Source organism: Pseudomonas sp. NUPR-002, from assembly GCF_056322725.1.
Window position 1 is genome coordinate 2,134,604 of sequence record NZ_CM150476.1, and the last position, 25,975, is coordinate 2,160,578.

Genomic DNA, 25,975 nt, shown 5'->3' on the forward strand with positions numbered 1-25,975 from the left:
GCGAGGGCTAATAGCGCCAGTATTGCGGGCTGATAGACAGACTCTTTCAGGCGCGGGCAGGCGACAAGCAAATATGACTAAGCGTGGCAACACTGCTATTCCTAGGCTCTGTACGAAAAGTTTTGTAGGAGCAACTGTCTTGCACCACCTGTGGGAGCGGGCTTGCCCCGCGAATTCAAGCTTTGCTGCCGCGTTTCGGCAGATCGCGGGGCAAGCCCGCTCCCACAACGATGTAGTACTTTTCGTATAAAACTTAAGCGTTGATGCTTTGGGATAACCGTTGATGCTGGTCGTCGAACAGTTACGCAAATCGTTCCCCACTGCCCAGGGCCCGTTGCCGGTGCTGCAGGGCGTCGACTTGTGTCTGGCGCGAGGCAGTAGCCTGGCGCTGATGGGCGAATCCGGCAGCGGTAAAAGCACCTTGCTGCATTTGCTGGCGGGGCTGGACTGCGCCGACAGCGGCAGCATCCTGATCGACGGTGAACCGCTCGACGGTCGTTCGGAATCGGCCCTGGCGCGCTGGCGCCGGGAAGGTATCGGCCTGGTGTTTCAACATTACAACCTGATCAGCAGCCTCAACGTCGCGGCCAATCTCGCTTTTCAGGCCAGGCTGGCCGGACGTCACGACCCCCAGTGGCTGGATTACCTCACTCAGCAGTTGGGCCTGATGCCGCTGTTGCAGCGTTATCCGGAGCAACTGTCTGGTGGCCAGCAACAGCGTGTGGCGATCGGCCGTGCGCTGGCTGCACGCCCGGCGTTGCTGCTGGCCGATGAACCGACCGGCAGCCTCGATGAAGCCAGCAGTGATGAAGTCTTGGCGCTGATGCTGCAATTGGTTGGCGAAGCCGGCAGTAGTGTATTGCTGGTCACTCACAGTCCGCGTTTGGCCGCACGACTGCAGCGGCGCTGCGTGTTGCATGCCGGCCGTGTGCAAGCCGGGCCGGTTTGATGAACGCGCTACGGCTGACCTTGCAGGCGTTGCTCAGCTACTGGCAACGCCACCGTCTGCAGTGCTTCAGCATCCTCACCGGCTTGTGGCTGGCCACCGCGTTATGGACTGGTGTGCAGGCATTGAACAGCCAGGCACGTACGGACTACGCCCGCGCTAGTGCATTGTTGAGCGGCCCAGCACACGCGCAACTGGTCGCGCGTGACGGGCAGCGCTTCGATCAGTCGCTGTACCTGCACCTGCGCAAGCTCGGCTGGGCGGTGTCGCCAGTGCTGGAAGGGCGCTTGCGTGTGGCTGGCAAGCAGCCGGTGACGGTGCGCCTGATCGGCATCGAGCCGCTGAGCCTGGCACCCGCCACGCAGATTGCCGGTACGCAGGTGTCCGACTTCGCTGTAGCAGCGTTCATCAACCCGCCGGGGCAAGCCTGGGTCGGCCCGGACACCTTGCGGCAATTGGGGGGCAGAACTGGCGAGCCAGTCCTCAGCAGTGAGGGGCAAGCGTTGCCGCCGTTGCTGCTGCAGGCGCAGTTGGCGCCGGGCATCATTGTCGTGGATATCGGCCATGCGCAACGCTTGCTCAACGCTCCGGGGCAACTGTCGCGGTTGTTGTTGGCGGACAACAAATCGCCGTTGCCCGCAGCGATTGCCATGCAATTGGAACGTCAGCCATCCAGCGATGACGGTAGCCTGCAGCGCCTGACCGAGAGTTTTCACCTCAACCTCTCAGCCCTTGGCTTGTTGGCCTTTGTGGTCGGGCTGTTTATCGCCCATGCGGCCATTGGTCTGGCGCTGGAGCAACGCCGTGGCCTGATTCGCACTTTGCGTGCCTGTGGGATCAGCCGGGGCACGCTGCTCGGCGGCCTGGCCTTGGAACTGGGTGTGTTTGCCGTGTTGGGCGGTGTGCTTGGCGTGGTCAGCGGCTACCTGTTGGCGGCGATGCTGCTGCCCGATTTTTCCGCCAGCCTGCGAGGCCTGTACGGCGCACAAGTGGCCGGGCAGTTGAGCCTGCCGGGCAGCTGGTGGTTGACCGGTGTGATGGTGAGCGTGCTGGGTGCACTGCTTGCTGGGGTCAGCAGTGTACTGCGTGCCGCGCGGTTGCCACTGCTAGCACTGGCCCAGCCGCAGGCCTGGCGCTTGGCCCAGGGGCCGTGGTTGCGGCGCCAGGCGCTGGTGGCGGGGTTGTTGCTGTTAGTCGCGTTTGCCTGTTGGCGATTCGGTAACGGTCTGCCCAGTGCCTTCCTGATGCTCGCCGCGCTACTGCTGGCCGCTGCGCTGCTGTTGCCGGGTACGCTTGAGCTCGCCCTGGCCGCAGGGGCGCGTGGCCGTCGTCGGCCGTTGACGCAATGGTTCATTGCCGATTGCCGGCAGCAATTGCCGGCCTTGAGCCTGGCGCTGATGGCCTTGCTGCTGGCCCTGGCTGCCAGTGTCGGCGTCGGCAGCATGACCGAGGGTTTTCGCAAAACGTTCACCATATGGATCGATCAGCGCCTGGCCGCCGACCTTTACGTGACGCCGCGCGACAGTGAGCAGGGCCTGCAAATCAGTGACTGGTTGCGTCAGCAACCGGACGTTACCGCGGTGCTGCCCAGCTGGAGTCTGGAGCTGCGCGTGCAAGGCTGGCCGGTGCAGGTGCAGGGCATCGTCGATTATCCCGGCTACCGCACCCGCTGGCCGCTATTGGAGCGCAGCGCACAGGCCTGGGCGCAGTTGGCCAGCGGTGAGGGGCTGATGCTCAGTGAGCAACTGGCCCGACGTTTGGCGGTGAAGGTGGGCGAGCGCCTTGCGCTACCGCTTGAGCCTGCGCAACACATGACGGTGGTGGGTATCTACGCGGACTATGGCAACCCCAAGGGGCATGTGCTGGTCAATGCCGACTGGCTGCGCGGGCATCGGCCAGTGGCGGCGCTGGGCGCTATCAGCGTCAATCTGCCTGCCGAGCGGGTGCCGCTGCTCAAGGCGCAGCTGCAGTCGCGTTTTGCGCTGGATGACAGCCGCGTTGTCGAGCAAAGCACTTTGAAACGCTGGTCCACCGAGGTTTTCAGCCGTACCTTTGCCGCCACCTCGGCGCTCAACAGCCTGACCCTCGGGGTTGCCGGTATCGCCTTGTTCATCAGCCTGCTGAGCCTGGGGCAGCAGCGTCTGGGGCAGTTGGCGCCGCTGTGGGCACTGGGGGTGCAGCGGCGGCAACTGGTCTGGCTGGCGTTGGGGCAAACGTTGATGTTGAGCACCCTCACGGTGGTGCTGGCGATACCCTTGGGGGTGTTGCTCGCCTGGTGCCTGGTGGCTGTGGTCAATGTGCAGGCTTTTGGCTGGCGCTTGCCGTTGCAGGTGTTCCCCGGGCAGTTGCTGCAGTTGGCCGTGCTCGGGGTGGTGACCAGCCTGCTGGCCAGTGTCTGGCCGTTGTGGCAACTGGCGCGGCGTCAGCCGGGCGAACTGCTGAGGCAATTTGCCGATGAGAGCTGAAACTTGCGGGTTGCTGAGCCTGTTGCTGCTGGTCGGGTGTGATCAACCTGAGTCGCCTGGCAACGGCTTTGCCGGGCTTGGTCAGCAGGCCAATACGTTCGCGCAGGTAACGCGTAATCAGCCCTTGGTTTTTCCTCGTGACCATGGCCCGCACAACGGTTTTCGTATCGAGTGGTGGTACATCACCGCCAACCTGCAAGACGCCCAGGGGCGCGCCTGGGGCGCGCAATGGACCTTGTTCCGCTCGGCACTGCGCAGTGGCGCGGAAACCGCCGGCTGGGACAGTCCCAACCTGTGGCTGGGGCATGCCGCGCTGACCGGACCGGGCGGCCACCAGTCCAGTGAAACGGCGGCGCGTGGCGGGGTGGGGCAGGCGGGTGTCGAAGCGCAGCCGTTTCGGGCCTGGATAAACGACTGGTCGCTGCAGGGGGACGATGGCATCGAGCACCTGCAGATGAGCGCGGGTGGTCAGGGCTTTGCCTACCGTCTGAACCTGCGTAGCGGCGGCCCGCTGGTGTTGCACGGTGATCAGGGTTACAGCGAAAAATCTGGCCAGGGTCAGGCGTCTTACTATTACAGCCAACCGTTTTACCGGGTCAGTGGCGAGGTTGAGCGTGATGGACAACGAGTTGCCGTCACCGGCAATGCCTGGCTCGACCGCGAATGGAGCAGCCAACCGCTGGCGGCCGGGCAGTCGGGGTGGGACTGGTTTTCCCTGCATCTGGACAGTGGCGCAAAAGTGATGCTGTTTCGCGTACGTGAGGCCAAGGGCAGGGGGTATTACGCTGGCACTTGGGTTGATGCTGCTGGGAAAAGCCAGGCGCTCAAAGGGGAGCAGATAGAGCTGCAGCCGCTGGCCTGGACCCCCCAGGAAAACGGCAAGCAGCTGCCGACGCGCTGGCGGGTGCAGGTGCCCTTGCATGAGCTGGATGTGCAACTGGATGCCGTGGAGCCCAAGGCCTGGATGAACACCCGTTTCCCTTACTGGGAGGGACCGGTGCACATCAGCGGCAGCGTCGCCGGCACCGGCTACCTGGAAATGACCGGCTACTGACTACCCTCGGTAGGAGCGGGCTTGCCCCGCGATGCGATGTGACTGGAAGCTCGCTATCGCGTGGCAAGCCCGCTCCTACCAGGGTGGTCATTGCAGCAGTGCAGCGGCTGTGAGCAGTTCGTACAGGCCTTCAGGGACCAACCGCCCCTCGGTGCCGAAGCTTGAGCTATCACGCCAGGTCGCTGTGAACGCGGCACCATCGGACTCATGACCCATCAGCCAGGGCTGCTCGTACAGGCTCGGGTCGCTGAACTGTGCATCGTATACCTGAACAAACTCATGCCCCGGTTTGCCCGCGTAGGTGAAGATGCTTTCTAGAGTGCCGAGTAGTCGCAGCGCCTCGATCGGCTGGTTCAGCTCTTCCTGCACCTCCCTGACAATCGCATCCGCGCTGCGCTCACCGAATTCGATGCCGCCGCCGAGAGGGCGAAACAGGGTCTGCTGTGACTCGGAGTCGTAGAACGAGTTGACCAGAATCTTTCCTTGATGATGAAAAACACACAGGGCAAGGCCACGAATGCGGTGCTCTGACATGCAGCAAATTCCATTTGAGAGTGAAGGGCGCGCGACGATACGCCTGAGGCTGCCAATAGGCAATTGCCAGCGGCTCGGTGCAGTCAGTCGCTGTCATTGTTATGGCGTCAGAAATATATACCCATGATAAACAAAGGAATTTATACTCCGCCCGCTTCTGGCGTGGCACTTGGCCATCAAGCCGGCACGAAGCCCCGCATGGAAGCGCATTCACCTCGATTTTTAAGGAAGAAAAGTGGCTGTCGTCAATCTACAAAAAACACTTATCGCACTCGCCATCACTGCAGCAGCGCAATCGGTTTCTGCTCAAACCCTGTCGCTGACCAACGCCGGTATCCAGGTCGACAACGCTTCCTATGCCGACCACGTTGAGGTCAACGGTTCGTTCACCACGACCAACAGTGACCTGGACGCTATCGAATTCAACAGCGTTTCGTTCGACAAAGACCTGATCATCAATGCCACCGTCAATGCCAACGGCACCAACGCCGATGGCCTGGACCTGTCGCAAGCAGGCGAGGACGAAATCCCTTCGTCGTTCGGCCCGGCCACCGAGATTTTCGGCAACCTGGTGAACAAGGGCAGTATTTCGGTAAGCGGCGATGGCGTCTCGGCCATGCTGGTTGACCCGGCCATTATTCACGGCAATCTGGTCAACGAAGGCACCCTGAGCGTCAAGGGCAATGAGTTTGAGGGTGACGGTATCCGTGCCCTGGAATTCTCCGGCCAATCGGAGCTGCACGGCGATCTGATCAACGCCAGCAGCGGCCAGATCCTGGCCAGCGGTGAGAACGCCAAAGGCATTCTGCTTGAAGGCGGTGAGATTGATGGCAAGCTGATCAACAACGGCCTGATTCACGTCAGCGGCGAGAACGCCACGGCGCTGGACGCCACCTCCAATGAATACCAGTGGGGCGGTACGTTCTACAGCGACCGTGTCGATGTCGGTGGTATTGAAAACAACGGTCGCATTATTGCCAGCGGCGCCGATGCCGTCGGCGTAGCGCTCGATGGTGTCAGCTTCACCTCGTCGTCTGCCCAGTTTGTAAACACCGGCCTGATTCAGGCCACTGATGCCGCCATCGAAATCGGTGGCTTCGACCTCGATGGTGAGGGCCAGGGCGGTGCACTGACGATCGTCAACCGTGGCACCATCGTTTCTGAAGACGAGGCCATCGACGCTTCTGAGGCTTCTGATACCGTCGTTCTGGATTGGCAGGGCGGCGCCATCACCGGCAACCTGATCGATCTGGATCGTGTGTATGTCACCGGCGATGCCGTGTTCAAAGGCACCAACACCGATGCCGATGGCTACAATATCCGCATGTACGAAAACGGCCCGGTGATGGTCGGTAGCGAAGGTACTGCAGGTCATCTGCAACTGGCCAACCCGCACACTTCGCTGCAGGGCGAGCTGGTCGTTGCCAATGGTTCTTCGCTGGACTTGAACCTCAGCAGCGCAACCGACGCCGGCAAGGCTGTGTTGAACGTTGAGGGTAAAGCCACCTTCCAGAAAGGTTCGCAAATCACCCTGGCTGCCCAGGGCAACGATTTCACCGCCAAGGGCAGCACCTACACCCTGATCGATGCCGACGCGCTGGATAACCAGACCGAAGCCGGCAAGCTGGTCAGCAGCCGTTCCTCGTTGCTGAACGTCGACACCTATGTGGTCGAGGGCAATCAGGTGGTTGCCACTGTCACCGGCAAATCGTCTTCGCAAGTGGGCGAGGTGATCGAGAGCATCGGCGGTTCGGGCAACGCCCAGCGCGCCGCTTCGGCCTTCAGCAGTGTGGCCACTGAACTGGCCAGCCTGAACCCGCAGGACAAAGTGTTCCAGGCATACGTCAATGCCTCGCAGGACGCCGAAGCCCTGCGCACCCTGGCTGAGCAACTGACTCCTGAAGTCAACGGCGGCGCAACTCAGGCGGCCACCACCGGCCAGACCCTGATCAGCAACGTCACCAGCGGTCGTACCTCGGCGGCGCGCGGCATGTCCTCGGGTGAAGGCTTCAAGGAAGCCGGAGTCTGGGTACAAACCCTGTACAGCGATGCCAGTCAGGACCTGCGTGACAATGTCGTTGGCTACAACGCTCACAGCCGCGGTATTGCCGTAGGCGCCGACGGCAAGCTCAACGACCAGCTGACCCTGGGTGTGGCGTACAGCTACCTGAACACCGACGTGAACGGCAAGAGCGGCGACAAAACCAAGGTCGATGGTCATGCCTTCACCCTGTACGGCGGCTTTGAGCAAGGTAACTACTTTGTCGACGGCAGCCTGACCTATGGTCTCAACAGCAACGACAGCAAGCGCAGCATTGCCGACACCACGGCCAAGGCCGATTACGACAGCACGCTGTTCGGGGTGAACCTGGTCGGTGGTTACACCTACCGCGTGTCGCCGTCGATGCTGGTCGAGCCGCGCATCGCTGCCCGCTACAGCCGTGTTGATATCGACGGCTACCGTGAAAAAGGCAGCTCTGCTGCACTGAAGGTCGAAGAGCAGCGCTTTGAAGTGGCTGAACTGGGTGCGGGTCTGCGTGTTGCCGGCAACTTCCCGCTGGGCAGCGGCACGCTTGAGCCACAAGCTCAGGTCATGACCTATCACGACTTTATCGGCGACCGCGTCAGCAGCACCTCGACCTTCGTTTCCGGTAACACCCCGTTCGTGACCAGCGGTGCCAGTGCGGTACGCAACAGCTACGAAGCGGGTATCGGTGCGGACTATCACCTGGGTGCTGTGACCCTGGGTCTGAACTACGACTACGTCGGCAAGTCTGACTTTGATGCCAACACCGTCACGGCCAAAGTGCGTTACGACTTCTGATGGCCATTGCAAAGCTCAGCCTGCTCCGGTGGGCTGGGGTTTGCCTGCGAGGCACGGCACTGTTGATCAGTGCCGTGCTCAGCGGCTGCCAATCCCCACAACAGGCGTTGCAGGCCTTGGCCGCTGCCCATGGGCAGCGTCTGCAGGTATTGGCCACTGAGCCTTTTCCGTTGGCGATGGTCAGCCCCCTCACATCCCAGCCCCCGGCGCGATTACGCGTCTATCTGGAAGGCGATGGCCGTGCCTGGGCTACCGCCACACAACCAAGTCTCGACCCCAGCCCCCGGCACCTGCTGGTGGCGCAATTGGCGCTGGATGACCCGACACCCGCGGTCTATCTTGCCCGCCCTTGTCAGTTCGTCAGCGCGCCGCACTGTACACCGGCGATGTGGACCGATCGGCGCTTCTCCGAAGCGGTCGTTGCCAGCATGAGCCAGGCACTGGACCTGCTCAAAACGCGTTATCACAACCACGACTTTGAACTGGTGGGCTACTCGGGTGGTGCCGCTGTGGCGCTGCTGTTGGCGGCCCGCCGTGATGATATTGCCCACGTGCAGACACTGGCGGGTAACCTCAGCCCGGCACAGTGGGTGCGCCTGCAGCAGCTCGCACCACTACGCGGTTCACTCGAACCGCTGGACTATCGCCAGCGCCTGGCGTTGATCCCACAGCGCCATTTGTTTGGTGCTGATGACCGGGTGATTCCACCGGCAATCGAAGGCTATTACCGTCAGCAACTGGGGCCTGGTGCCTGCCTGGAAACCGCGGTAATAGCAGGTGTCAGCCATGAGAGCGGCTGGCAGCAGGCTTGGCAGCACTGGCGCGCACAACCGGTCGCTTGCGCGCCAAAGTTTAGCGCCGACTGATCTGAGCGTTAGAAAAGCAGGGTCTTACTACCGTTCCTTCCGTGCCACCTTACGCCTCGAATGGAGCGAGACCCGGATGTCTCACGCCTGGGAAGGCTTGGTTGATCCCGGTGTCTTGAGTGATTTGTCATCACCCTTGGACAGTAGGAGATAACAATAATGATCAAGACTCTGAAATTCGCAGCGCTGGTAACGGGGTTAGCAGCTGCCAGTCACGGCCTTGCGGCCGATCTCACCATCGTATCGTTCGGTGGCGCCAACAAAGAGGCCCAGGTAAAGGCCTTCTACAAACCCTGGCAGCAAGCCAGCGGCAGCAAGATTATTTCCGGGGAATACAACGGTGAAATGGCCAAGGTCAAGGCCATGGTCGACACCCGCAGCGTGTCGTGGGACGCGGTGGAAGTGGAGTCTGCCGAGCTGGCCCGCGGTTGTGATGAGGGTATGTTCGAAACCCTCGACCCGGCACAGATCGGCCTCGACAGCAAAGACTTTGTCCCGGGTGCGATCCAGCCCTGCGGTATTGGCTTCCTGGTTTACTCGACGGTGTTGGCCTACAACGCCAGCAAGCTCAAAGAGGCCCCCACCGGCTGGAAAGACTTCTGGGATGTCGAGCGTTTCCCCGGTAAGCGCGGGCTGCGCAAGCTGGCCAAGTCGACCCTGGAATTCGCCCTGATTGCCGACGGCGTGGCGCCGGGCGAGGTGTACACCCTGCTGGCCACCGAGGCCGGTCAGGATCGCGCGTTCGCCAAACTCGACCAGATCAAACCGCACATTCAATGGTGGGAAGCCGGTGCCCAGCCACCGCAGTATCTGGCGGCAGGGGATGTGGTGATGAGCTCGGTGTACAACGGGCGTCTTTCGGCAGAGCAGCGCAAAACCTACGACCTGAAAATCGTCTGGTCTGGTGGGCTGTACGAGTTCGACTCGTGGGCGATTCCCCGTGGCGCTTCGCGTCAGGAGAAAACCCGCGAATTCATTGCCTTCTCGCTTGAGCCGCAGCAGCAGAAGAGCTTCGCCGAGCACATCGACTACGGCGCCGCCAACCTGCAGGCGATGGGCCTGCTCGACAAGGCACGCATCGCCGAGCTGCCCACCGCACCTGAAAACCTGGCCCAGCAAGTGCCGGTAGATGCACTGTTCTGGGCCGATCATGGCGAGCACCTGGAGCAGCGCTTCAACGCCTGGGCCTCGCGCTAACCCCCCTCGGTAGGAGCGGGCTTGCCCCGCGATGGCGATCTATCAGTCACATCGCATCGCGGGGCAAGCCCGCTCCTACAGTGGCATTCTGTATTCGATTACGCCGGGCTTTTCGGCAATCCAGTCGTACAGCCGTTGGGCGGTCTGGTTGCTCTGCTGGGTGTGCCAGTAAAGCCGCCCACAGTGGTTTTCCCGCGCTTGGCCTTGCACGTATTCGATCAGCTGTTTGCCGATCATCTGGCCGCGTACGCTCGGGCACACGTAGAGATCTTCCAGGTAGCAGAAATCGTTCTGGCTCCAGGTCGAACGGTGAAACACGAAGTGGACGAAACCGAAGATGTTCTCAGCATTTGCAGCCACCGCGCAGTGCACCGGTTCGCGGCTGTCGAAGAACCGTTCCCAGGTTGTCCTGGTGGTCTGCGTGTCGATTTCCACTTTATAGAACGCTTGGTACTGCGCCCAATATTCGCACCATGTGGCGAAGTCTTTTTGCGCTACTGGGCGCACCGATAAAACCTGTTGTACGGCAGTCATATTCACTCCTTGTTGACGTTGAAAAGGCTGATCGGGAGCGGTTTTATAACGTGGTAATGGCCTGTATAAGCCATCCACTTATCAAGATAAGGGCAGACCACTTTTCTGGCGTCGGAGCGCTTTTTAACGCAGCCCAGGGCGGATAGAATCGAGCGGCTTTCATCATCGGGCAGAGCGCATGGCAATCGCATTCGAGCTGGACACGTTGAAGATGCGCATCAACGATGCGCAGTTTCAGCAGCTGGATTTGCACCAGCGTATTCAACGGGCGTTGCGTGCGCTGATCCTGGAAGGTGCCCTGCGGCCCGGTACAAAGCTGCCAGCAACCCGGGCATTGGCGACATCGCTCGGGGTCGCTCGCGATACGATCGAAAATGCCTATGTGCAACTGCATCGCGATGGTTTCATCGTGCGCCGCGCAGGATCAGGCAGTTACGTCTGCGACAGCCTGGGCCCGGCGTTACGCGGCGCAGCCCGGCAGCGCTTCAAGGCGCACGAGGTGCAGCACAGGCACGCTGCGCCTGGTGACGGTCTTAGCCAACGTGGGCGAATGATCTTCGAGACGGGTGGCGTCAGCGACCAGCAGCAGGTCAAGGCATTCGCCACTGGCTTGCCGGAAACCCGCAACTTTCCGATTGAGGTGTGGGAGCGCCTGCAGCGTCAGGTGGTGAAAGACTATCGCGCGCAGATTCTGCTGCACGGCGACTCGCAAGGTGCAGAACCGCTGCGCAAGTCGATTGCCACCTACCTGAACCTTGAGCGCGGCGCGCGATGCTCGCCTGAGCAGATAGTGATTTTGAGCAGCACCCGCCAGGCCCTGTTTCTGTGTGCGCAGTTGCTGGTCGATAGCGGCAAGCCGATCCTTATGGAAAACCCGGGGTATTACGGCGCCCGCAAGGCGTTCCAGACGGCTGAAACCAGGGTCTTGCCGATTGCCGTCGACGCCTCGGGGCTGCGCACCGATCTCCTGCACGCCGACCGCAGTGGCGCCCCTTGCGTTTACGTGACGCCATCGCATCAATACCCCACCGGCGTCACACTGTCTCTGGAACGCCGACTGGCGTTGATCGCCTGGGCGGCGCAGAAGGGCAAGTGGATCATCGAGGATGACTACGACAGCGAGTTTCACTATGAAGGGCAGCCCACGGCCTGTGTGCAGGGCCTGGATAACGACCAGCGCACGCTGTACGTCGGCACCTTCAGCAAAACCCTTTTTCCAGGCTTGCGCATGGGCTACATCGTGCTGCCCCCTGAACTGATCAAACCCTTCACCTATGCCCGCAGCATGATGGATGGTCATACCCCGCAGACACTGCAATTGACCCTGGCGCGGTTCATGGAGGACGGGCATTACAACGCGCATGTCCGGGCCATGCGCAAACTCTACGCTGAGCGCCGAGCTGTTTTGCTCGATGCGATTGCCAGGTACCTGGGGGGCATCGTCACGGCCCTGCGTCCACCTGGGGGCTTGCAGATTCCCTGTTTGCTGCATGCCGGGTGGTCAGAACAAGAAACGATCACCAAGGCTGCCAGAGCCGGCATCAAGCTGTCCGGGCTCAGCCGTCTTTACGCCGGCGATGAGCCGAAAGAGGGCTGGTTGCTGGGTTACGCGTCGTTGACGGCGCATGAGATCGAGTCGGCGGTGATACGTCTTGCCCAAGTGCTGCGGTCATAACCGGACTGTCAGTTGCCGGGTTCAGGTTCAACGATATCCAGCTCGCCCAGTATCGTCAGCAAAGCATCGACCTTGGGCAGCAGCTGTTTGCGCCGTGGCCAGAGCAACGTCAGCGCCAGGCCGGCGGGTTGCAGTTCAGGCAAGACAATTTCCAGCTCACCGCGCTTCAGTTGTTCGTGTATCAACCAGGTTGGCATTTGAGCCACACCCAGCCCGGCGCACACCGCCTGGACTTGTGCATCCACATCGCCCAAGGCCATCCGGAACGGTACCGATCGCCAACTTGAATGGCCATCTGCGGTGGTGAATTGCCAGGGCTTGGTGCTGCCATCGACGCGCTCATAAAGGATGGCCCGATGCTGCAGCAGCGCTTCCACACTGTCGGGTTTACCAGCTTTGGCCAGGTAGGCCGGGGATGCACAGAACACCATGGCCTCACGTCCCAGCTGACGACACGCCAACGAGGCGGGCAGCTCATCTGTGCCACCGATGCGTACCGCCACATCGACGCCTTCTTCAAACACATCAACAAAGCGGTCTGAGAAGGTCAGGCTCAACTCCACCTCAGGGTGCATCTGGCAAAACGCGATCAGACGCGGCATCACACACAAGCGGCCGTAGGTACTGGGCAGTGCCAGGCGCAGGCGCCCGGAGGGGATGCTGCGCTGGGCGGCCAGCACCGATTCCGCTTCAGCCAGCTCTTCGAGAATTCGCATGCAGGTCTGGTAGTAAGCCTGGCCGGCATCGGTCAGGGTCAAGCGCCGGGTGGTGCGTTCAAGCAGTTGCGAACCCAGCCTTGCCTCCAGGCGACTGACACTTTTGCTGACTGCAGAACCCGTCACATGCAGCTGTTCTGAGGCAGCTGTAAAGCTGCCCCGGTCGACGCTGGTGACAAACGGGATGATGTCCTTGAGGCGTTGATCATGCATCAATTGATGAATCCAGTTCGTTAATCATGTGAATTAATGCCAGAAATCAGAAATTGATTCTCCAGTAGTCTACTCATCAATACCGATCTGGAGAAACCAGCATGCAGAAAAAAGCCTTGATCGTAGGTATCAGTGGGGTGATTGGCCGTGCTCTGGCAGAAAAGCTGATGCACGAGGGATGGCAGGTGTACGGCCTGTCGCGTGGTCGCGCAGCCGTACCGCAAGGCTGCACCAGCCTGGTGGCCGACCTGACTGATGCGCCAGTGGTCAGCGAGGCACTCAATGCGATTAAACCGGATGCACTGTTCTTCAGCGTCTGGGCCCGCCAGGAGAATGAAAGCGCCAATATTCGGGTCAACCGTGCCATGGTCAGGCATGTGATCGATGCGCTTGGCGACCGGCTGCTGGGTGCCCACGTCGCGCTGATTACCGGCCTCAAGCATTACCTTGGGCCTTTTGAAGCCTATGGCCAAGGCGTTGTGCCCGTCACGCCGTTCCGCGAGGAGCAAGGCCGCCAACCGGTCGATAATTTCTACTACGCGCAGGAAGACGAACTGTTTGCCGGTGCCGAAAAATATGGTTATCGCTGGAGCGTGCATCGTCCTCACACCATCATCGGTTACGCCTTGGGCAATGCGATGAACATGGGCCAGACCCTGGCGGTGTACGCCACGTTGTGCCGCGAGAATGGCTGGCCATTCATCTTCCCGGGCTCGGCAGAGCAATGGCATGGGGTGTCCGATGTGACCAGCGCCAACCTGCTGGCCGAGCAATTGCTCTGGGCTGCACACAGCCCGGCAGCGGCGAACCAGGATTTCAATGCCGTCAACGGCGATGTGTTTCGCTGGAGCTGGCTGTGGCCGCGCCTGGCCGCGTACTTTGGTATCGCGTGGCAGGGTTATTCGAGCCAGATAATGCCGTTGGAAGGGCGGATGCAAGGCGCAGAGGCGGCCTGGACGGCGATTGCCAACAGGTATCAGCTTCGGGAGCCGGACATTAGCAAACTGGTTTCCTGGTGGCATACCGATGCCGATCTGGGGCGGCCCATGGAGGCGTTTACCGACATGAGCAAAAGCCGCAAGGCCGGCTTTAGCGGTTACTGCAGCAGCCTTGATGCATTCACCCAGCTGTTCGACAGGTTGAAGCAGGAAAGGATCATCCCGGATGCCGGTTAGGTTGCAGCTAGGAATAGCTCCATCTGTGGGAGCGGGCTTGCCCCGCGATTGCGATCTGTCAGCCAAATCGCATCGCGGGGCAAGCCCGCTCCTACAGCGAGTGTGATCAAGGGCTATTAGCGCGTGCACGGCATGATGTCGATGTGCTACAACTCGCGGCTTTCAGATGCCCTTTTCGCCAGGAAGTAACGTGATGAGCTCTACGGAATTGATCGACTTTGTTACCGCCGATTCGCTGACCAGCCTGCTGCAAGACGCCGGCTGCCGGGTTAACCGCAGTGGCCAGGGTGGGGTGGAGCAATTGCTCACGGCCAGCCAGGGCATCGGCTTCAGCCTGCGCTTTGGCAACCCAGGCCTGGAGGCGGGGCGCTATCTGGATTTCATCTACAGCTGCGCCCTGCACATTCAGGGGCAATTGCCCGAGGGGCTGGTCAATCAATGGAACGCCTCGCGCCGCTTCGCCCGGCTGTCGGTGCAGGGCGGCTTCCTGGTGATGGAAATGGACGTGGTGGTCGCCGACGGCGTCAGTCACAAGAGCCTGTTGGGGAGCCTGGTGCTGTGGGATCGCCTGCTGCAGGAAGTGGTGACTTATCTGCGTGATTACAAGCACACGGCCGCCGACGTGGCGCCGGCTGCAGCGGAAGCTACTTCGTGAGTCGTCGCGTGATCCTGGCCAGCCTGGGTGTGCTGGCCGTAGCGGTCGCGGCAGCGTTGGTTTTGCGTCCTGGTAAGGCACCGGAGGCTAGCGTGACAGCGGCCACTGCTCCGGGCAGCGAAGCCGTGGCGCGGCTGGGCGATCAGCAGGTAGATGCCAACGACCTGAACGCGCTGTTTGAGCAGTTGCCCGAGGCGTCGCGCCAGCAATTGCGCGGCGACCGTGCAGCACTGGAAACCTGGCTGCGCGCACGCCTTGCCGAAAAGGCCCTGTACCAACAGGCCGAGGCGGCAGGCTGGTCGCAACGCCCGGAGGTGCAGGCGCAGACCCGTGCGGCGGTCGAGCAGATCGTGTTGCGCGGCTACCTGAGCTCGTTGACCCAGGCACCGCAGGACTATCCGAGCGAGCAGGCGCTCAAGCAGGCCTATGAGGCCAGCAAGGCGACGCTGCAGGTGCCGGCGGTGTATCGGGTGAGCCAGATTTTCCTTAGCGTGCCAGACGAGCAGGCAACACAAAGCGTGCGCAATCAGGCTCAGGCCTTGAGCAAGCGCGCCCACGCGGCCGGTGCCGATTTTGCCGAGTTGGCCCGTACCTATTCGCAAGACCCGGGCAGTGCCGCACGCGGTGGCGATATCGGGCCACAGCCGCTGGCGCAACTGTTGCCGGAAGTGCGTGGTGTAGTGCCGCAACTCAAGGTCGGCGAAGTCAGCGAACCGCTGCAGAGCACGTTGGGCTTCCACATCATCAAACTCACTGAAACGCAGCCGGCACGGCTCGCCACGTTCGATGAAGTCAGTGGCCAGCTACGCGAGGCGCTGCGAGCGCAGCGCCAGGAACAATCGGCCAAGCAGGTGGTGGATGAAGTGCTCAGCCGTTCGACCTTGAGCATCGACGGCGCTGCACTGAACAAAGCACTCGAAGCGCAACGCTGACTCTCCCGGCCACCGGGCCGATTTCCCGCGAAATATCTGCATAAACAGGGGGGCAACCCCCTGTTCAGATAGTGGCTATTTGATGTAAAAAGGCCACCTTATAAAAATTCCCATTGCCAAGGCCAAGCTTTTCGACTGTCGCAGATTTGCCCAGCGTGCGTTTTGCGGTGGCTGTCTGCGTGTTCAAGGATGAATCGCCAAGCCACATCTGGAGTCGTGTGTGGACAGTCAAACCCCTTCCGTTCTGCGGGCACGTCGTAATCCGTTGTCCCTGGCCGTCAGCCTGGCCACCCTTGGCATTATCGCAAGCCTGAGCAGCGCACCTGCATCTGCCGGTTGCACGCCGTTCTTTCCGCTTGACGGTGCAACCGTGACCTGTAACAACACCGACCAGCAGAGCTACTTCAGCTCGGCCAGCAATCTCACGGTCAATATTGCGCTAGGTTCCATTCTCAGTTCGGCGCTAGATGGCGTACCGGTCATCCAACTGAGCGGCAACAACACCAACATTGCCAACAACGGGGACATCTCTCCGACCCGCAGCGGGCAGCGGACGCAGTTGACCACCGGTTTGAGGGTCGGTAATGCCAACGCGCAGAACATCTCCATCCTCAACAATGCCTCCGGCTGGATTTCCGGCACCAGTGGCAACCTCGGCAGCTCCATTGTCAACCTTGACGGCATGGCGATTGATGCACGGGCTGGCGCCGGTGGCAAGGTAACCATCGTCAACAACGGCACGATCCACGCCGACCGGATCGTCGGGGCAACGCTGGATGCGGCCGACATGCCGAACGTGGCGGTGCACGGTGGGGCCCAGGTCGAGATGACCAATACCAACCAGCTCTACGGCCGGGTGGCGTTCGAAGCGTCGACGCAGGGCAATACCTTTACCAACAGCGGAATGCTGGTGGGCAGCCTGTCCATGGGCGCGGGCAGCAGCAATACCTTCAACGCCATTACCGGTTCCATGGTGTCCACTGGCGGTGCCATGAGCACGCACTCGGTGACGGTCGCCTCCAACCCCAATCTGGTGTTCGCCGCGCCCGGCATCGTCGATGGGGGCGCCGGTGGCAGCAACACCCTGTCGCTGCAGAACGCCATCGGCGGCGGCTCGGGCATCGCTGGCAGCGGGACGATCTCGGCGGCGAACTACATCAACTTCAGCAATCTGCTGGTGAAAAGCGGTACCTGGCAAGTCAACGGGGCACTGCTGACCGGTGCCAACAATAGCGCGAGCCTCACCGGCGGGAAGCTGCGGGTGAACAATAACGCAGTGTTCGGTAATGCTAACGTCAGTGTCGATGGCGCCACTCTGGCCACCAGCGGCGTGGCGGTTACCCTGGCAAACGCGATTACCCTGGGTGCCAACGGCATGACAGTCGATACCGGCAGCGCTGAGTACCTGACGCTGGAGGGGACAATCACTGGCACCGATAGCAGCGCGACGCTGATCAAGAACGGTGTGGGTGAATTGACGCTCAAGGGCGCCAACAGCTATGCCGGAGGTACTCAGTTGTCGGCTGGCAGCCTTATCGTCGGTAATAATCAGGCACTGGGCTATGGGCCGTTGACCGTTTCCGGTGCGGCCACCCTCGCCAGTAGCCAGTCGGTTGTGCTGAACAACTTCGTCAACCTCAACAGCAACTTGACTGTGACCGGTGCCAATGACCTGAGCTTGAACGGCCCCATCTTCGGTGCGGGGGGCAAGCTGATCAAGGCTGGCAGCGGTAATCTGACGCTGGCAGCACCCGTTTTCAGCATGTACGAAATCGAGCTCGACAGTGGCTCCCTGACCTTGTCAAACATCGCTGGCCCGATGAGCAATAACCCGCTCACCGTCACCGGCAATAGCCGTCTTATGATTGAAGGTTTCTCGCCGCTCTACCAAAACAGGCTTGCGATCAACAGCGGTGCCACGCTCGACTTCAACACCCCTCAGCTTGTGCAAATGCTAGGGGTTATTTCCGGTGCCGGTGGTCTGACCAAGACGGGTGTGGGTGAGTTACTGCTGTACCAGAACAACACCTTCTCCGGCCTGGTAGACGTGCAGGCGGGTCGGCTCACAAGCCTTGCCTTGAATGGGTTGGGCATTAACTCCAGCCTAAATATCGCCAGCGGTGCCAGTGTCAACCTGGGCACAGAGACCACGATCAATGCGTTGAGCGGCAGCGGCGAGCTGTTGAGTAACGGTACCCTCAGCGTTGGCAGTGGTAATGCCAGCTCTACCTTCACCGGTACTATCGTTGACTCCAGCACTACTACGCTGAACAAGGTCGGCAGCGGAACCCTGACCTTGGGCGGCAATTCCAGCTTAAACGGCAACCTTCTGGTCAGCGGCGGTGGCCTGCACCTGAACACCGGTGCCAGCGTGGCGAGCAACCTGGTTATCGTCGACAACGGTGCCCGCATCAGTGGTACGGGGGCTTTCACCGGCAATGTGAACATCAACAGTGGCGGTCGCCTGCAGGTGGGTTCGGGTGGCACGTTGTCGGTTGGCAGCCTGAACCTGGGCAGCGGCAGCATTGTCGACTTTGCCCTCGGCGCGCCGTCGCTGACGCCGCTGATCAGCGTCAGCAACAACTTGGTGGTCAATGGCGCGCAGTTCAATTTCAGCGACTTGCCGGACATCGACAACGGCACCTATCGCCTGATCAGCTCTAGCAGTCCGCTGGCCACCGCGACTGTAGTGCTCGGCTCCTTGCCAAGCGGTTTCCTGCCAGGCGAGATCACCCTGCAACTCATAGGTGGAGACTTCAACCTCATCGTCAACTCGCAGTCCCTGCTCAACCAGTACTGGGATGGTGGCGGCACTCACGGCAACGGCGTGGTCGACGGCGGCAGCGGGGTATGGAACAGTCTTGACAGCAACTGGACCAAGGCCAGTGGCAACCCGATCAACACCTGGAAAGGCGTTTCGGCGGTGTTCCAGGGCAACGCCGGCCAGGTGCTTATTGAAGGAAATCAGTCGGCCAGCAGCCTGCAGTTCAAGACCGACGGCTACACCCTCAGCTCAGCGGTGGGCGGGCAGCTCAGCCTGGTCAATGGCAGCGGCGGCTCGACCCTGGTGAACCTCGACTCCGGCGTTTCGACCCTGATCGACGCGCAGGTCGGCGGTACCGGCACGCTGGAAAAAACCGGCGCCGGGACTTTGGTGCTGGCCGGCAACAACAGCTACAGCGGCGGCACCGCGCTGAGCGCCGGAACCCTGACCGTGCGTCGTGACACGGCGCTGGGCAGCGGCGCCCTGAGCCTTGCCAGTGGCACTACGCTGCGCGCCGATAGCGCCGATGTACAACTGAGCAATGCAGTGTCGCTCAACGGTGCGGCCAATATTACCGTCGATAGCGGTCGCACCCTGAGCCTCAACGGTGCGCTCGCAGGTGCCGGTGACCTGTTCAAGCTCGGGAGCGGCAGCCTGGTACTCAATGGCAACAACAGTCGGTCGGGCACTACCTGGCTGAACAACGGTGGCCTGGTACTGGGCAGCAATACCGCACTGGGCTCGGGTTCGCTCAACACCCTCGACAACACCACCCTGGACAGCGGTCTGGCCGGCGTGCAGGTCGGCAACAATGTGGCGATCAGCGACAACCTGACCGTCCTCGGTAGCCGCGACCTGGCGCTCACCGGCACGGTGTCCGGCATCGGCACCCTGATCAAGAACGGTGGCAGCACGCTGAACCTGACGGGCGCCAACACCCTGAACGGCTCGCTCATGCTCAACCAGGGCACACTGCGCCTGGGGCAGAATACGTCGCTGGGCAATACCCTCTTGGTTGTTGGCGGCGTCTCCACGCTGCAATCGACGGCAAACATCGCGGTCAACAACGCCGTGGTGCTCAACGCCGACCTGACCGTGAGCGGCAGCAACGACCTGAGCTTGGCTGGCCCGATTTTTGGCGCTAGTGGGCTGGTCAAAGACGGCAGCGGCAAACTGGCCCTGACCGGACCCAATGCCTACCTGGGCCAGACCCACCTGAAGGCCGGTGCCCTGGAACTGGGCAACGCCCAGGCGCTGGGGCTCGGGCGTTTGACTGTCACCGGTGCTGGCGCATTGCAAAGCACCAGTGCCCTGACCCTCGGCAACGCTGTCGACATCAGCGGCGAGTTGACTGTACAGGGCAGCAACAACCTGACCCTGGCCGGCTTCCTCACGGGCAGCGGCGACCTGATCAAGACCGGCAGCGGCACCCTGACGCTGAGCGGCGGCGATGGTTTCCTCGGTGACTACACCATCAACAGCGGCCGTCTGCTCAGCACCTCTGCCATCGCCCTTGGCGAGCCGGGCGCGATCAACGTCGCGAGCGGTGCGACCTTGCAACTGGCTGCCGGGGCCAGCAGCGGCCAGCTCAACGGCGCCGGTAACGTGCAGCTCGACGGCGGCCAGTTGCGCCTCGGTGCGGGCACCTTCAGTGGCGTGCTCAGTGGTAACGGCGACCTCTACAAACAAGGCAACGGCACACTACTGCTCAGCGGCAACAGCGCGCTGGGCGGTGCGACCACGGTCGCTGGCGGAATCCTGCGGGTGAACGGCAGCCTGGGCAACGGCAGTGTTGCCGTGCAAAACGGCGCGACCCTGAGCGGTAACGGCACCTTGGGCGGGGCAGTGAGCGTGGCCAACGGCGGCCACCTCAATGTCACCAGCGGCTCGGTATTGAGTCTGGGCGCGCTGGCGCTTAGCAGCGGCTCGCACCTCGATGCGGCGCTGGGCGCTGCGACGCCGGGGGCGGCAGGCCTGGTCGATGTCGAGGGTAATCTGACCCTCGACGGTCAACTCAATATCAGCGATACCGGCGGTTTCGGTATTGGCGTCTACCGCCTGTTCGACTACGGCGGCGCGCTGGTTGATAACGGCCTGGAATTGGCGACCTTGCCTGCCGGTGTTCCGCTCAACGAGCTGGAGGTGCAGACCAGCCTCGCCAATCAGGTCAACCTGGTGGTCGGTGGCGCCACCGATATCCGCTTCTGGGATGGCAGCGAGCTGAGCGGCAACGGTAGCATCGAAGGTGGCACTGGTGTCTGGAATGGCAGCCACAGCAACTGGACCACGGTCAACGCCGGCCTCAATGGCGCCTGGAACAGCAGCTTCGCGGTGTTCGGCGGCGCGCCAGGCACCGTCAGCGTGGACGGCGTACAGAGCGTCACCGGTCTGCAATTTATCAGCGATGGTTACCACCTGGTCGACGGTACCGCAGGGCAGCTGCAACTGGTCAACAGCAGCAGCGGTTATACCTTCGTGCGTGTCGACAGCGGCAGTACTGCCACGCTCGATGTGAGCCTGGGCGGCAGCGGCATTCTGAGTAAAATCGACAGCGGTACCCTGGTGCTCAATGGCGTTAACACTTACCTCGGCGGCACCCGTCTGAATGGCGGTACCCTGGTGCTTGGCAATAATGCGGCGTTGGGTAGCAGCAGCTTAAGCATTCAGGATGGCACCACCCTGGACAGCAACCGTGCCGTGGACCTGGGCAACCAGCTGGTGCTCAACGGTAACCTGAACCTGGCGGGCAGCCATGACGTGGCGTTGAACGGCCAGGTGATCGGCAACGGCGGGCTGGTCAAGAATGGAAGCAGTACCCTGACGCTTGGCCAGGCCAACAGCTACGACGGCACCACCTGGCTCAATGCCGGCAAGCTGGTGCTGGCTGATGCAGGTGGTCTGGGCAGCAGCCAGCTGAGCGTGGACGCAGCGGCGAGCTTCGATACCAGCAGTGCCATGACCGTCAGCAACGCGGTCGACGTCAGCGGCAACCTGACCCTCGACGGCAGCCACGATCTGACCTTGAGTGGCGTGCTCAGCGGCACTGGCACCTTGGTCAAGCAAGGCAGCAGCGTGCTCGACCTGAGTGGCAACAACACCTTCAGTGGTCTGTACCAGATCGACAATGGTCGCCTGAACGTACTGGGCAGCAATCTGTCGGGCATCGCGCAGGTCGCCGTCGGCGCGGCCGGTAGCCTCGGCATTGGCGTCAGCAGCACACTGAGCCAGCTTGACGGACAGGGCGCCATCGTTCTGGCCAACAACAGCTCGCTCAGCCTGGGGGGCGGTAGCTATGCCGGCGCCATCAGCGGCAACGGCACCCTGGTCAAGACCAGCAACAACAGCCTGACCCTGAGTGGCAACAGCACTATCAGCGGCAGCACCTACGTCACCCAAGGCAGCCTGTTGGTGAGCGGGCAGGGCGTGCTCAGCACGTCCTTGCTGAGCGTCGGCAGCAGTGCCAGCCTCGGCGGCAACGGCAGCATCGACGGCGCGGTGAACATTGCCGATGGCGGTCATGTGTTGGTCAGCAGCGGTAATACGCTGACCACCGGCAACCTGACCCTCAATGCCGACAGCAATCTCGATGCCGCGCTCGGCGCCGCCGTACCGGGCGCTGCCGGTCTGCTCAAAGTCAATGGCGATCTGGTGCTCGACGGCAAACTCAACGTCACCGACATCGGCGGCTTTGGCCTGGGCGTGTATCGCCTGATCGATTACACCGGCAACCTGAGCAACAACGGCATGTTGCTCGGCAATGTCCCTGCGGGCGACTTGCAATTGCAGACTAGCATCGGCAATCAGGTCAACCTGCTGGTCACCACACCCGGCACCAACGTGCAGTTCTGGGACGGTGCCCAGCAGCTTGCCAACGGCGCCATCGATGGCGGCAGCGGCACCTGGGGGACCGGCAGCAACTGGACCAACGTCGATGGTTCGGCGAACCAGCCATGGGCCAACAGCTTCGCGGTGTTCCAAGGGGCGGCAGGCAGCGTGACGGTCAACGGCGAACAAACGGTGACCGGCATGCAATTCGCCAGCAGTGGCTATCGCTTGCAGAACGGCAGCGCCGGTTCGGTGAAACTGGTCAACGGCGCGCAGGGATATGCGGCGCTGCGGGTCGATCCGAATGCCACCGCCACCCTCGACGTGGCCCTCACCGGCAACGGCACACTGGCCAAGTTTGATACCGGTACGCTGGTTCTCAATGGTGCCAACAGCTACACCGGCGGTACCCAGCTCAACGGCGGCACGCTGGTAGTCGGCAACAGTGCTGCGCTAGGCAGCGGCAGCCTGACGGCCGCAGGTGGCACTACGCTGGACAACAGCAGCGCGCTGACCCTGGGCAATGCCATTACCCTCAACGGCGCACTGACCCTGGCTGGCAGTCACGATCTCGGTTTGAGTGGCGTGATCAGCGGCAGCGGTTCGTTGATCAAGCAAGGTGCGACGACGCTGACCTTGAGCGGCGACAACACCTTCAGCGGGGCGCTGAACATCCTCGACGGCAACCTGATCCTGGTGGGCAACAACGCTCTGGGCAACGCCAGCCTGAACGTCAGCAACAGCGCCGCGGTCAGCGTCGGCGGCAGCACGCTGCTGGACGCCCTGAGCGGCAGCGGCGATCTTGCCCTGGTGTCGGGCAGCCAGTTGCAGGTGGGCAGCAACAATGCCAGCAGCGTCTATGAAGGCAGCCTCAACGGTGCGGGCAGTCTGATCAAGGCCGGCAGCGGCAAGCTGGTGCTCAATGGCCAGTCCAGCGTTGGCGGCAGTACCCAGGTCAACGCCGGCAGCCTGATCGTTGGCGGCGCGGCGGGCAGCAGCGCGAGCCTGGCCAGCAATGTTCAGGTCGGCAATGGTGCGCTGCTCGGCGGGCACGGCAACATCCACGGGCGCGTTGACCTCGCCCGCGGTGCCACGCTCAATCCCGGCAATTCCATCGGCACCCTGCGGGTCGACGGTGACGTCAACCTGGCTGCGGGCTCGACCCTGGAAATCGAAGCCAACCCCGATGGCCGTTCAGATCGGTTGGTTTCCACCGGCACTGTCAGCCTCGGCGGCGCCAGCCTCAAGGTGCTCGCAGGAGCGGGCGACTGGGCGCCGAGCACGCGCTACGGCATCATCCAGGCCGCCGCGCTCAACGGTACCTTCGCCGATGTCAGCAGCAACCTGGCCTTCCTCAGCCCCGAGCTGGCCTATTCGGCAACCGGTGTGCAACTGACCCTGGAACGCAACGACGTCAGCTTCGTTTCGGTGGGCCGTACCTTCAACCAACGCGCGGCCGCCAGCGGCGTCGAGTCGTTGGCCAGCGGCAACCTCTACAACGCCATCAGCGCGCTGACCGTCGAACAGGCGCAAGCCGCCTACGACAGCCTGTCCGGCGAACTGCACGCCAGCACCCAGGGCGCGCTGTTCGATGACAGCCGCTATGTGCGTGACACCATTGGCCAGCGCCTGCGCGCGGTTCAAGGCCAGGCCGCCGCCGACGGCGTGCTGCACACCGACGCCGACAGCGGCATCACCTTCTGGCTGCAAGGCTATGGTGGCTGGGGCGACAGCCGTGGCAACAGCAACACGGCGGACATGGACCACAACAGCAGCGGCACCTTGCTCGGCGTTGACCTGCCGGTTGGCGAGCACTGGCGTGTAGGTGTGGCCGCAGGCTATGGCAACAGCAAGCTGGACGTCGATGCGCGCAATTCCTCGGCCGATATCGACAGCACCTCGCTGAGCCTGTTCGCTGCCGGTCAATGGGATGCGATCAACCTGCGCCTGGGCGCCTCGCACGCCTGGAGCGACATTGACAGCAGCCGTCACGTGCAGGCTGGCACCATTGCCGAGCATGACAAGGCCAGCTATGACGCCAAGACCACGCAGATGTACGGCGAACTGGGTTATGCGATCTCCGCAGGCGACTTCAACGTCGAGCCGTTTGTGGGCCTGGCGCACGTCAAGGTGGACAGCGACAGCTTCACCGAACACGGCGGCAGCACGGCATTGCGTGGCGAAGGCGAGAAGGACGAGTTGACCTACAGCACGCTCGGCCTGCATGCCTCGACGCCGTTGACCACGGTCGCGTCGGTACCGCTCGCGCTGCAAGGCACGCTCGGCTGGCAGCATGCCTTTGACGACCTCGATGCACAGCGCCAGCTGTCGTTCGCCGGTAGTCAGGCCTTCACCGTCAAGGGCACGCCATTGGCCCAGGACACCGCCGTGGTGCAACTGGGTGTGACCGCGCAGGTCGCCAGCGGCACCACCGTGGACCTTGGGTACTCCGGACAGTTCGGTGACGGCTATAAGGACAACGGTGTGCGTCTGGGCTTGAACGTGAGCTTCTAAGTGCTATGCGAAAGCCCGCTGTTACCAACAGCGGGCTTTCGCACACATCGCCCCCCGTCGTTAGTTATTCCGCCGCGCCGTGCGCCTGGCGACGCCGGCCACGCTGACCGGTGTCAGCGGGCGACCAACCACCGCCTGGGCGTCAGGTATAAAGCTATGTACGCCCGGAATCGACAGCGCCTGGCCCACCTCCAGCGCGCACATCAGCACCAAGCCGGTCAGCAGGAAACCGCACGATTTCAGCAAGAGGTTCATTTGACTTTTCCTCGCACAAAATTGCTGGGCAAGTCCTCGGTGTTGGGAAGGTCTTTGAGCTCGATTTTCTTCGCGTTCGTCGAGTTGTTGAAAACGAAATCATCGGGCGCAACGCCATCGCCACTTTTCCAGTCACTCAACTGAATACTGTACTGCGGGCTTCCGGTAATTTTTTTCGAGGTGATGGAGTACCGGCACGGGTAGGGCTTATCGCCTTGGGCGATCCATATTTGCCAGTCCACCTCTTTTTTTCTGAACGCCAGGTGATCGCACTCAACGCCACCGATCACACCGCTGCCCAGGTCTTTGATGTTGTTCACGCCGTCCATCAATTGCGCTTGCGGGTTGGACATGAACAAGTCTGCGCCGGGAAGCGGCCGGTCGTATTTTTCTCTCAGCACGTCGAGCAAATGGTCGAGGGTGCCCGGCACCTCCACCTGTGCGTAAATATTCTTGCCCTTGCCGAGCAGGGTCAGTGTTTTGCCATCAAACAGCATCTCGACGTCGGCAAAGCCACTGGTGCGCGAGTTGCGGATTTTATCGGGCCGGCTGATCACCACAGCGCCGGAGCCTGCCAGGGCAAGTCGCTGTTGATCCTTGGTCACCACTTCCAGAATCGTGTCGTAGCTGAACGATAGGTTCTTTTGCGCAGACATGTAGTCGGACATGTTCTTAAGCAATTGCTTCGCGTAGGCCTCATCGGCCTGCGTGGCAGTCGACAGGCACAGTCCGATGATCAAACTGACCGCTGTTACAGACACCTTGGCTGAACAGGGCTTGAGGTACTGTCGGAGGATGGTGTTCATGAGGGCACCGCTTCGGGTTTGCGGA

At 61.8% G+C, this 25,975-nt stretch carries 16 protein-coding genes; 11 read left to right on the plus strand and 5 right to left on the minus strand.

Annotated elements, in window-relative coordinates; genetic code table 11:
- Window positions 1–283 precede the first annotated feature (283 nt).
- The 3 genes from ACVWSC_RS09880 to ACVWSC_RS09890 are packed head-to-tail and all read left to right on the plus strand — an operon-like array spanning window position 284 to window position 4,465.
- On the plus strand, window positions 284–949 hold the full coding sequence (locus ACVWSC_RS09880; RefSeq protein WP_442113455.1) for an ABC transporter ATP-binding protein: 666 nt from the start codon (window positions 284–286) through the stop codon (window positions 947–949).
- Complete coding sequence (locus ACVWSC_RS09885; protein WP_442113456.1) at window positions 949–3,411, plus strand: ABC transporter permease; 2,463 nt, start codon at window positions 949–951, stop codon at window positions 3,409–3,411. The genes ACVWSC_RS09880 and ACVWSC_RS09885 overlap by 1 nt, the downstream gene beginning before the upstream one ends.
- Entirely contained in the window at window positions 3,401–4,465 is a 1,065-nt protein-coding gene (locus tag ACVWSC_RS09890) for a lipocalin-like domain-containing protein (RefSeq protein WP_442113457.1), read from the plus strand. The genes ACVWSC_RS09885 and ACVWSC_RS09890 overlap by 11 nt, the downstream gene beginning before the upstream one ends.
- A gap of 87 nt (window positions 4,466–4,552) precedes the next feature.
- Here the strand turns inward: ACVWSC_RS09890 and ACVWSC_RS09895 are convergent, their stop codons facing one another.
- Window positions 4,553–4,999, minus strand: coding sequence for an NUDIX hydrolase (locus tag ACVWSC_RS09895; protein ID WP_442113458.1), 447 nt, complete (start codon window positions 4,997–4,999; stop codon window positions 4,553–4,555).
- A gap of 235 nt (window positions 5,000–5,234) precedes the next feature.
- On the opposite strand from ACVWSC_RS09895, the gene ACVWSC_RS09900 reads away from it, so the two are divergent.
- From ACVWSC_RS09900 to ACVWSC_RS09910, 3 genes are all read left to right on the plus strand, one after another.
- Window positions 5,235–7,823 carry an autotransporter family protein gene (locus tag ACVWSC_RS09900; RefSeq protein ID WP_442113459.1) on the plus strand — a complete coding sequence of 863 codons (2,589 nt, stop codon included), beginning with the start codon at window positions 5,235–5,237 and terminating at the stop codon, window positions 7,821–7,823.
- On the plus strand, window positions 7,823–8,689 hold the full coding sequence (locus tag ACVWSC_RS09905; RefSeq protein WP_442113460.1) for an alpha/beta hydrolase: 867 nt from the start codon (window positions 7,823–7,825) through the stop codon (window positions 8,687–8,689). The genes ACVWSC_RS09900 and ACVWSC_RS09905 overlap by 1 nt, the downstream gene beginning before the upstream one ends.
- Window positions 8,690–8,848: 159 nt before the next feature.
- Window positions 8,849–9,886, plus strand: coding sequence for an ABC transporter substrate-binding protein (locus ACVWSC_RS09910; protein ID WP_442113461.1), 1,038 nt, complete (start codon window positions 8,849–8,851; stop codon window positions 9,884–9,886).
- A 75-nt stretch (window positions 9,887–9,961) separates the two neighbouring features.
- Here the strand turns inward: ACVWSC_RS09910 and ACVWSC_RS09915 are convergent, their stop codons facing one another.
- Entirely contained in the window at window positions 9,962–10,420 is a 459-nt protein-coding gene (locus tag ACVWSC_RS09915; RefSeq protein WP_442113462.1) for a GNAT family N-acetyltransferase, read from the minus strand.
- A 178-nt stretch (window positions 10,421–10,598) separates the two neighbouring features.
- Between ACVWSC_RS09915 and pdxR the strand changes: the two genes are divergently transcribed.
- Window positions 10,599–12,095: a MocR-like pyridoxine biosynthesis transcription factor PdxR gene (pdxR, locus tag ACVWSC_RS09920; protein WP_442113463.1), complete on the plus strand. Its 1,497-nt coding sequence runs from the start codon at window positions 10,599–10,601 to the stop codon at window positions 12,093–12,095.
- 8 nt (window positions 12,096–12,103) lie between these two features.
- On the opposite strand, the gene ACVWSC_RS09925 is transcribed toward pdxR, so the two are convergent.
- On the minus strand, window positions 12,104–13,024 hold the full coding sequence (locus tag ACVWSC_RS09925; RefSeq protein WP_442113464.1) for a LysR family transcriptional regulator: 921 nt from the start codon (window positions 13,022–13,024) through the stop codon (window positions 12,104–12,106).
- Between the two features lie 101 nt (window positions 13,025–13,125).
- Here ACVWSC_RS09925 and ACVWSC_RS09930 point away from each other — a divergent pair, with 101 nt between their 5' ends.
- The 4 genes from ACVWSC_RS09930 to ACVWSC_RS09945 all read left to right on the plus strand — a co-directional run bounded on the left by ACVWSC_RS09930 (window position 13,126) and on the right by ACVWSC_RS09945 (window position 24,889).
- Window positions 13,126–14,199: an SDR family oxidoreductase gene (locus ACVWSC_RS09930; RefSeq protein ID WP_442113465.1), complete on the plus strand. Its 1,074-nt coding sequence runs from the start codon at window positions 13,126–13,128 to the stop codon at window positions 14,197–14,199.
- A 193-nt stretch (window positions 14,200–14,392) separates the two neighbouring features.
- On the plus strand, window positions 14,393–14,854 hold the full coding sequence (locus ACVWSC_RS09935) for a YbjN domain-containing protein (protein WP_442113466.1): 462 nt from the start codon (window positions 14,393–14,395) through the stop codon (window positions 14,852–14,854).
- Window positions 14,851–15,786, plus strand: coding sequence for a peptidylprolyl isomerase (locus ACVWSC_RS09940; RefSeq protein WP_442113467.1), 936 nt, complete (start codon window positions 14,851–14,853; stop codon window positions 15,784–15,786). The genes ACVWSC_RS09935 and ACVWSC_RS09940 overlap by 4 nt, the downstream gene beginning before the upstream one ends.
- A gap of 220 nt (window positions 15,787–16,006) precedes the next feature.
- The gene (locus tag ACVWSC_RS09945) at window positions 16,007–24,889 is read left to right on the plus strand and encodes an autotransporter-associated beta strand repeat-containing protein (protein WP_442113468.1); all 8,883 of its coding nucleotides are present in this window, start codon (window positions 16,007–16,009) and stop codon (window positions 24,887–24,889) included.
- A 60-nt stretch (window positions 24,890–24,949) separates the two neighbouring features.
- Here ACVWSC_RS09945 and ACVWSC_RS09950 read toward each other — a convergent pair whose 3' ends face one another.
- Window positions 24,950–25,144: a hypothetical protein gene (locus ACVWSC_RS09950; RefSeq protein ID WP_442113469.1), complete on the minus strand. Its 195-nt coding sequence runs from the start codon at window positions 25,142–25,144 to the stop codon at window positions 24,950–24,952.
- Window positions 25,141–25,950, minus strand: coding sequence for a DUF2092 domain-containing protein (locus ACVWSC_RS09955; RefSeq protein ID WP_442113470.1), 810 nt, complete (start codon window positions 25,948–25,950; stop codon window positions 25,141–25,143). Before ACVWSC_RS09955 ends, ACVWSC_RS09950 begins: the two co-directional genes overlap by 4 nt.
- Window positions 25,951–25,975: the final 25 nt, after the last annotated feature.

Excerpts from the sequence above, each read along its gene's own strand:
- ACVWSC_RS09880 (WP_442113455.1), top strand. The coding sequence starts at position 284 with ATGCTGGTCGTCGAACAGTTACGCAAATCGTTCCCCACTGCCCAGGGC.
- ACVWSC_RS09885 (WP_442113456.1), top strand. The coding sequence starts at position 949 with ATGAACGCGCTACGGCTGACCTTGCAGGCGTTGCTCAGCTACTGGCAA.
- ACVWSC_RS09890 (WP_442113457.1), top strand. The coding sequence starts at position 3,401 with ATGAGAGCTGAAACTTGCGGGTTGCTGAGCCTGTTGCTGCTGGTCGGG.
- ACVWSC_RS09895 (WP_442113458.1), bottom strand. The coding sequence starts at position 4,999 with ATGTCAGAGCACCGCATTCGTGGCCTTGCCCTGTGTGTTTTTCATCAT.
- ACVWSC_RS09905 (WP_442113460.1), top strand. The coding sequence starts at position 7,823 with ATGGCCATTGCAAAGCTCAGCCTGCTCCGGTGGGCTGGGGTTTGCCTG.
- ACVWSC_RS09910 (WP_442113461.1), top strand. The coding sequence starts at position 8,849 with ATGATCAAGACTCTGAAATTCGCAGCGCTGGTAACGGGGTTAGCAGCT.
- ACVWSC_RS09915 (WP_442113462.1), bottom strand. The coding sequence starts at position 10,420 with ATGACTGCCGTACAACAGGTTTTATCGGTGCGCCCAGTAGCGCAAAAA.
- pdxR (WP_442113463.1), top strand. The coding sequence starts at position 10,599 with ATGGCAATCGCATTCGAGCTGGACACGTTGAAGATGCGCATCAACGAT.
- ACVWSC_RS09925 (WP_442113464.1), bottom strand. The coding sequence starts at position 13,024 with ATGCATGATCAACGCCTCAAGGACATCATCCCGTTTGTCACCAGCGTC.
- ACVWSC_RS09930 (WP_442113465.1), top strand. The coding sequence starts at position 13,126 with ATGCAGAAAAAAGCCTTGATCGTAGGTATCAGTGGGGTGATTGGCCGT.
- ACVWSC_RS09935 (WP_442113466.1), top strand. The coding sequence starts at position 14,393 with ATGAGCTCTACGGAATTGATCGACTTTGTTACCGCCGATTCGCTGACC.
- ACVWSC_RS09950 (WP_442113469.1), bottom strand. The coding sequence starts at position 25,144 with ATGAACCTCTTGCTGAAATCGTGCGGTTTCCTGCTGACCGGCTTGGTG.
- ACVWSC_RS09955 (WP_442113470.1), bottom strand. The coding sequence starts at position 25,950 with ATGAACACCATCCTCCGACAGTACCTCAAGCCCTGTTCAGCCAAGGTG.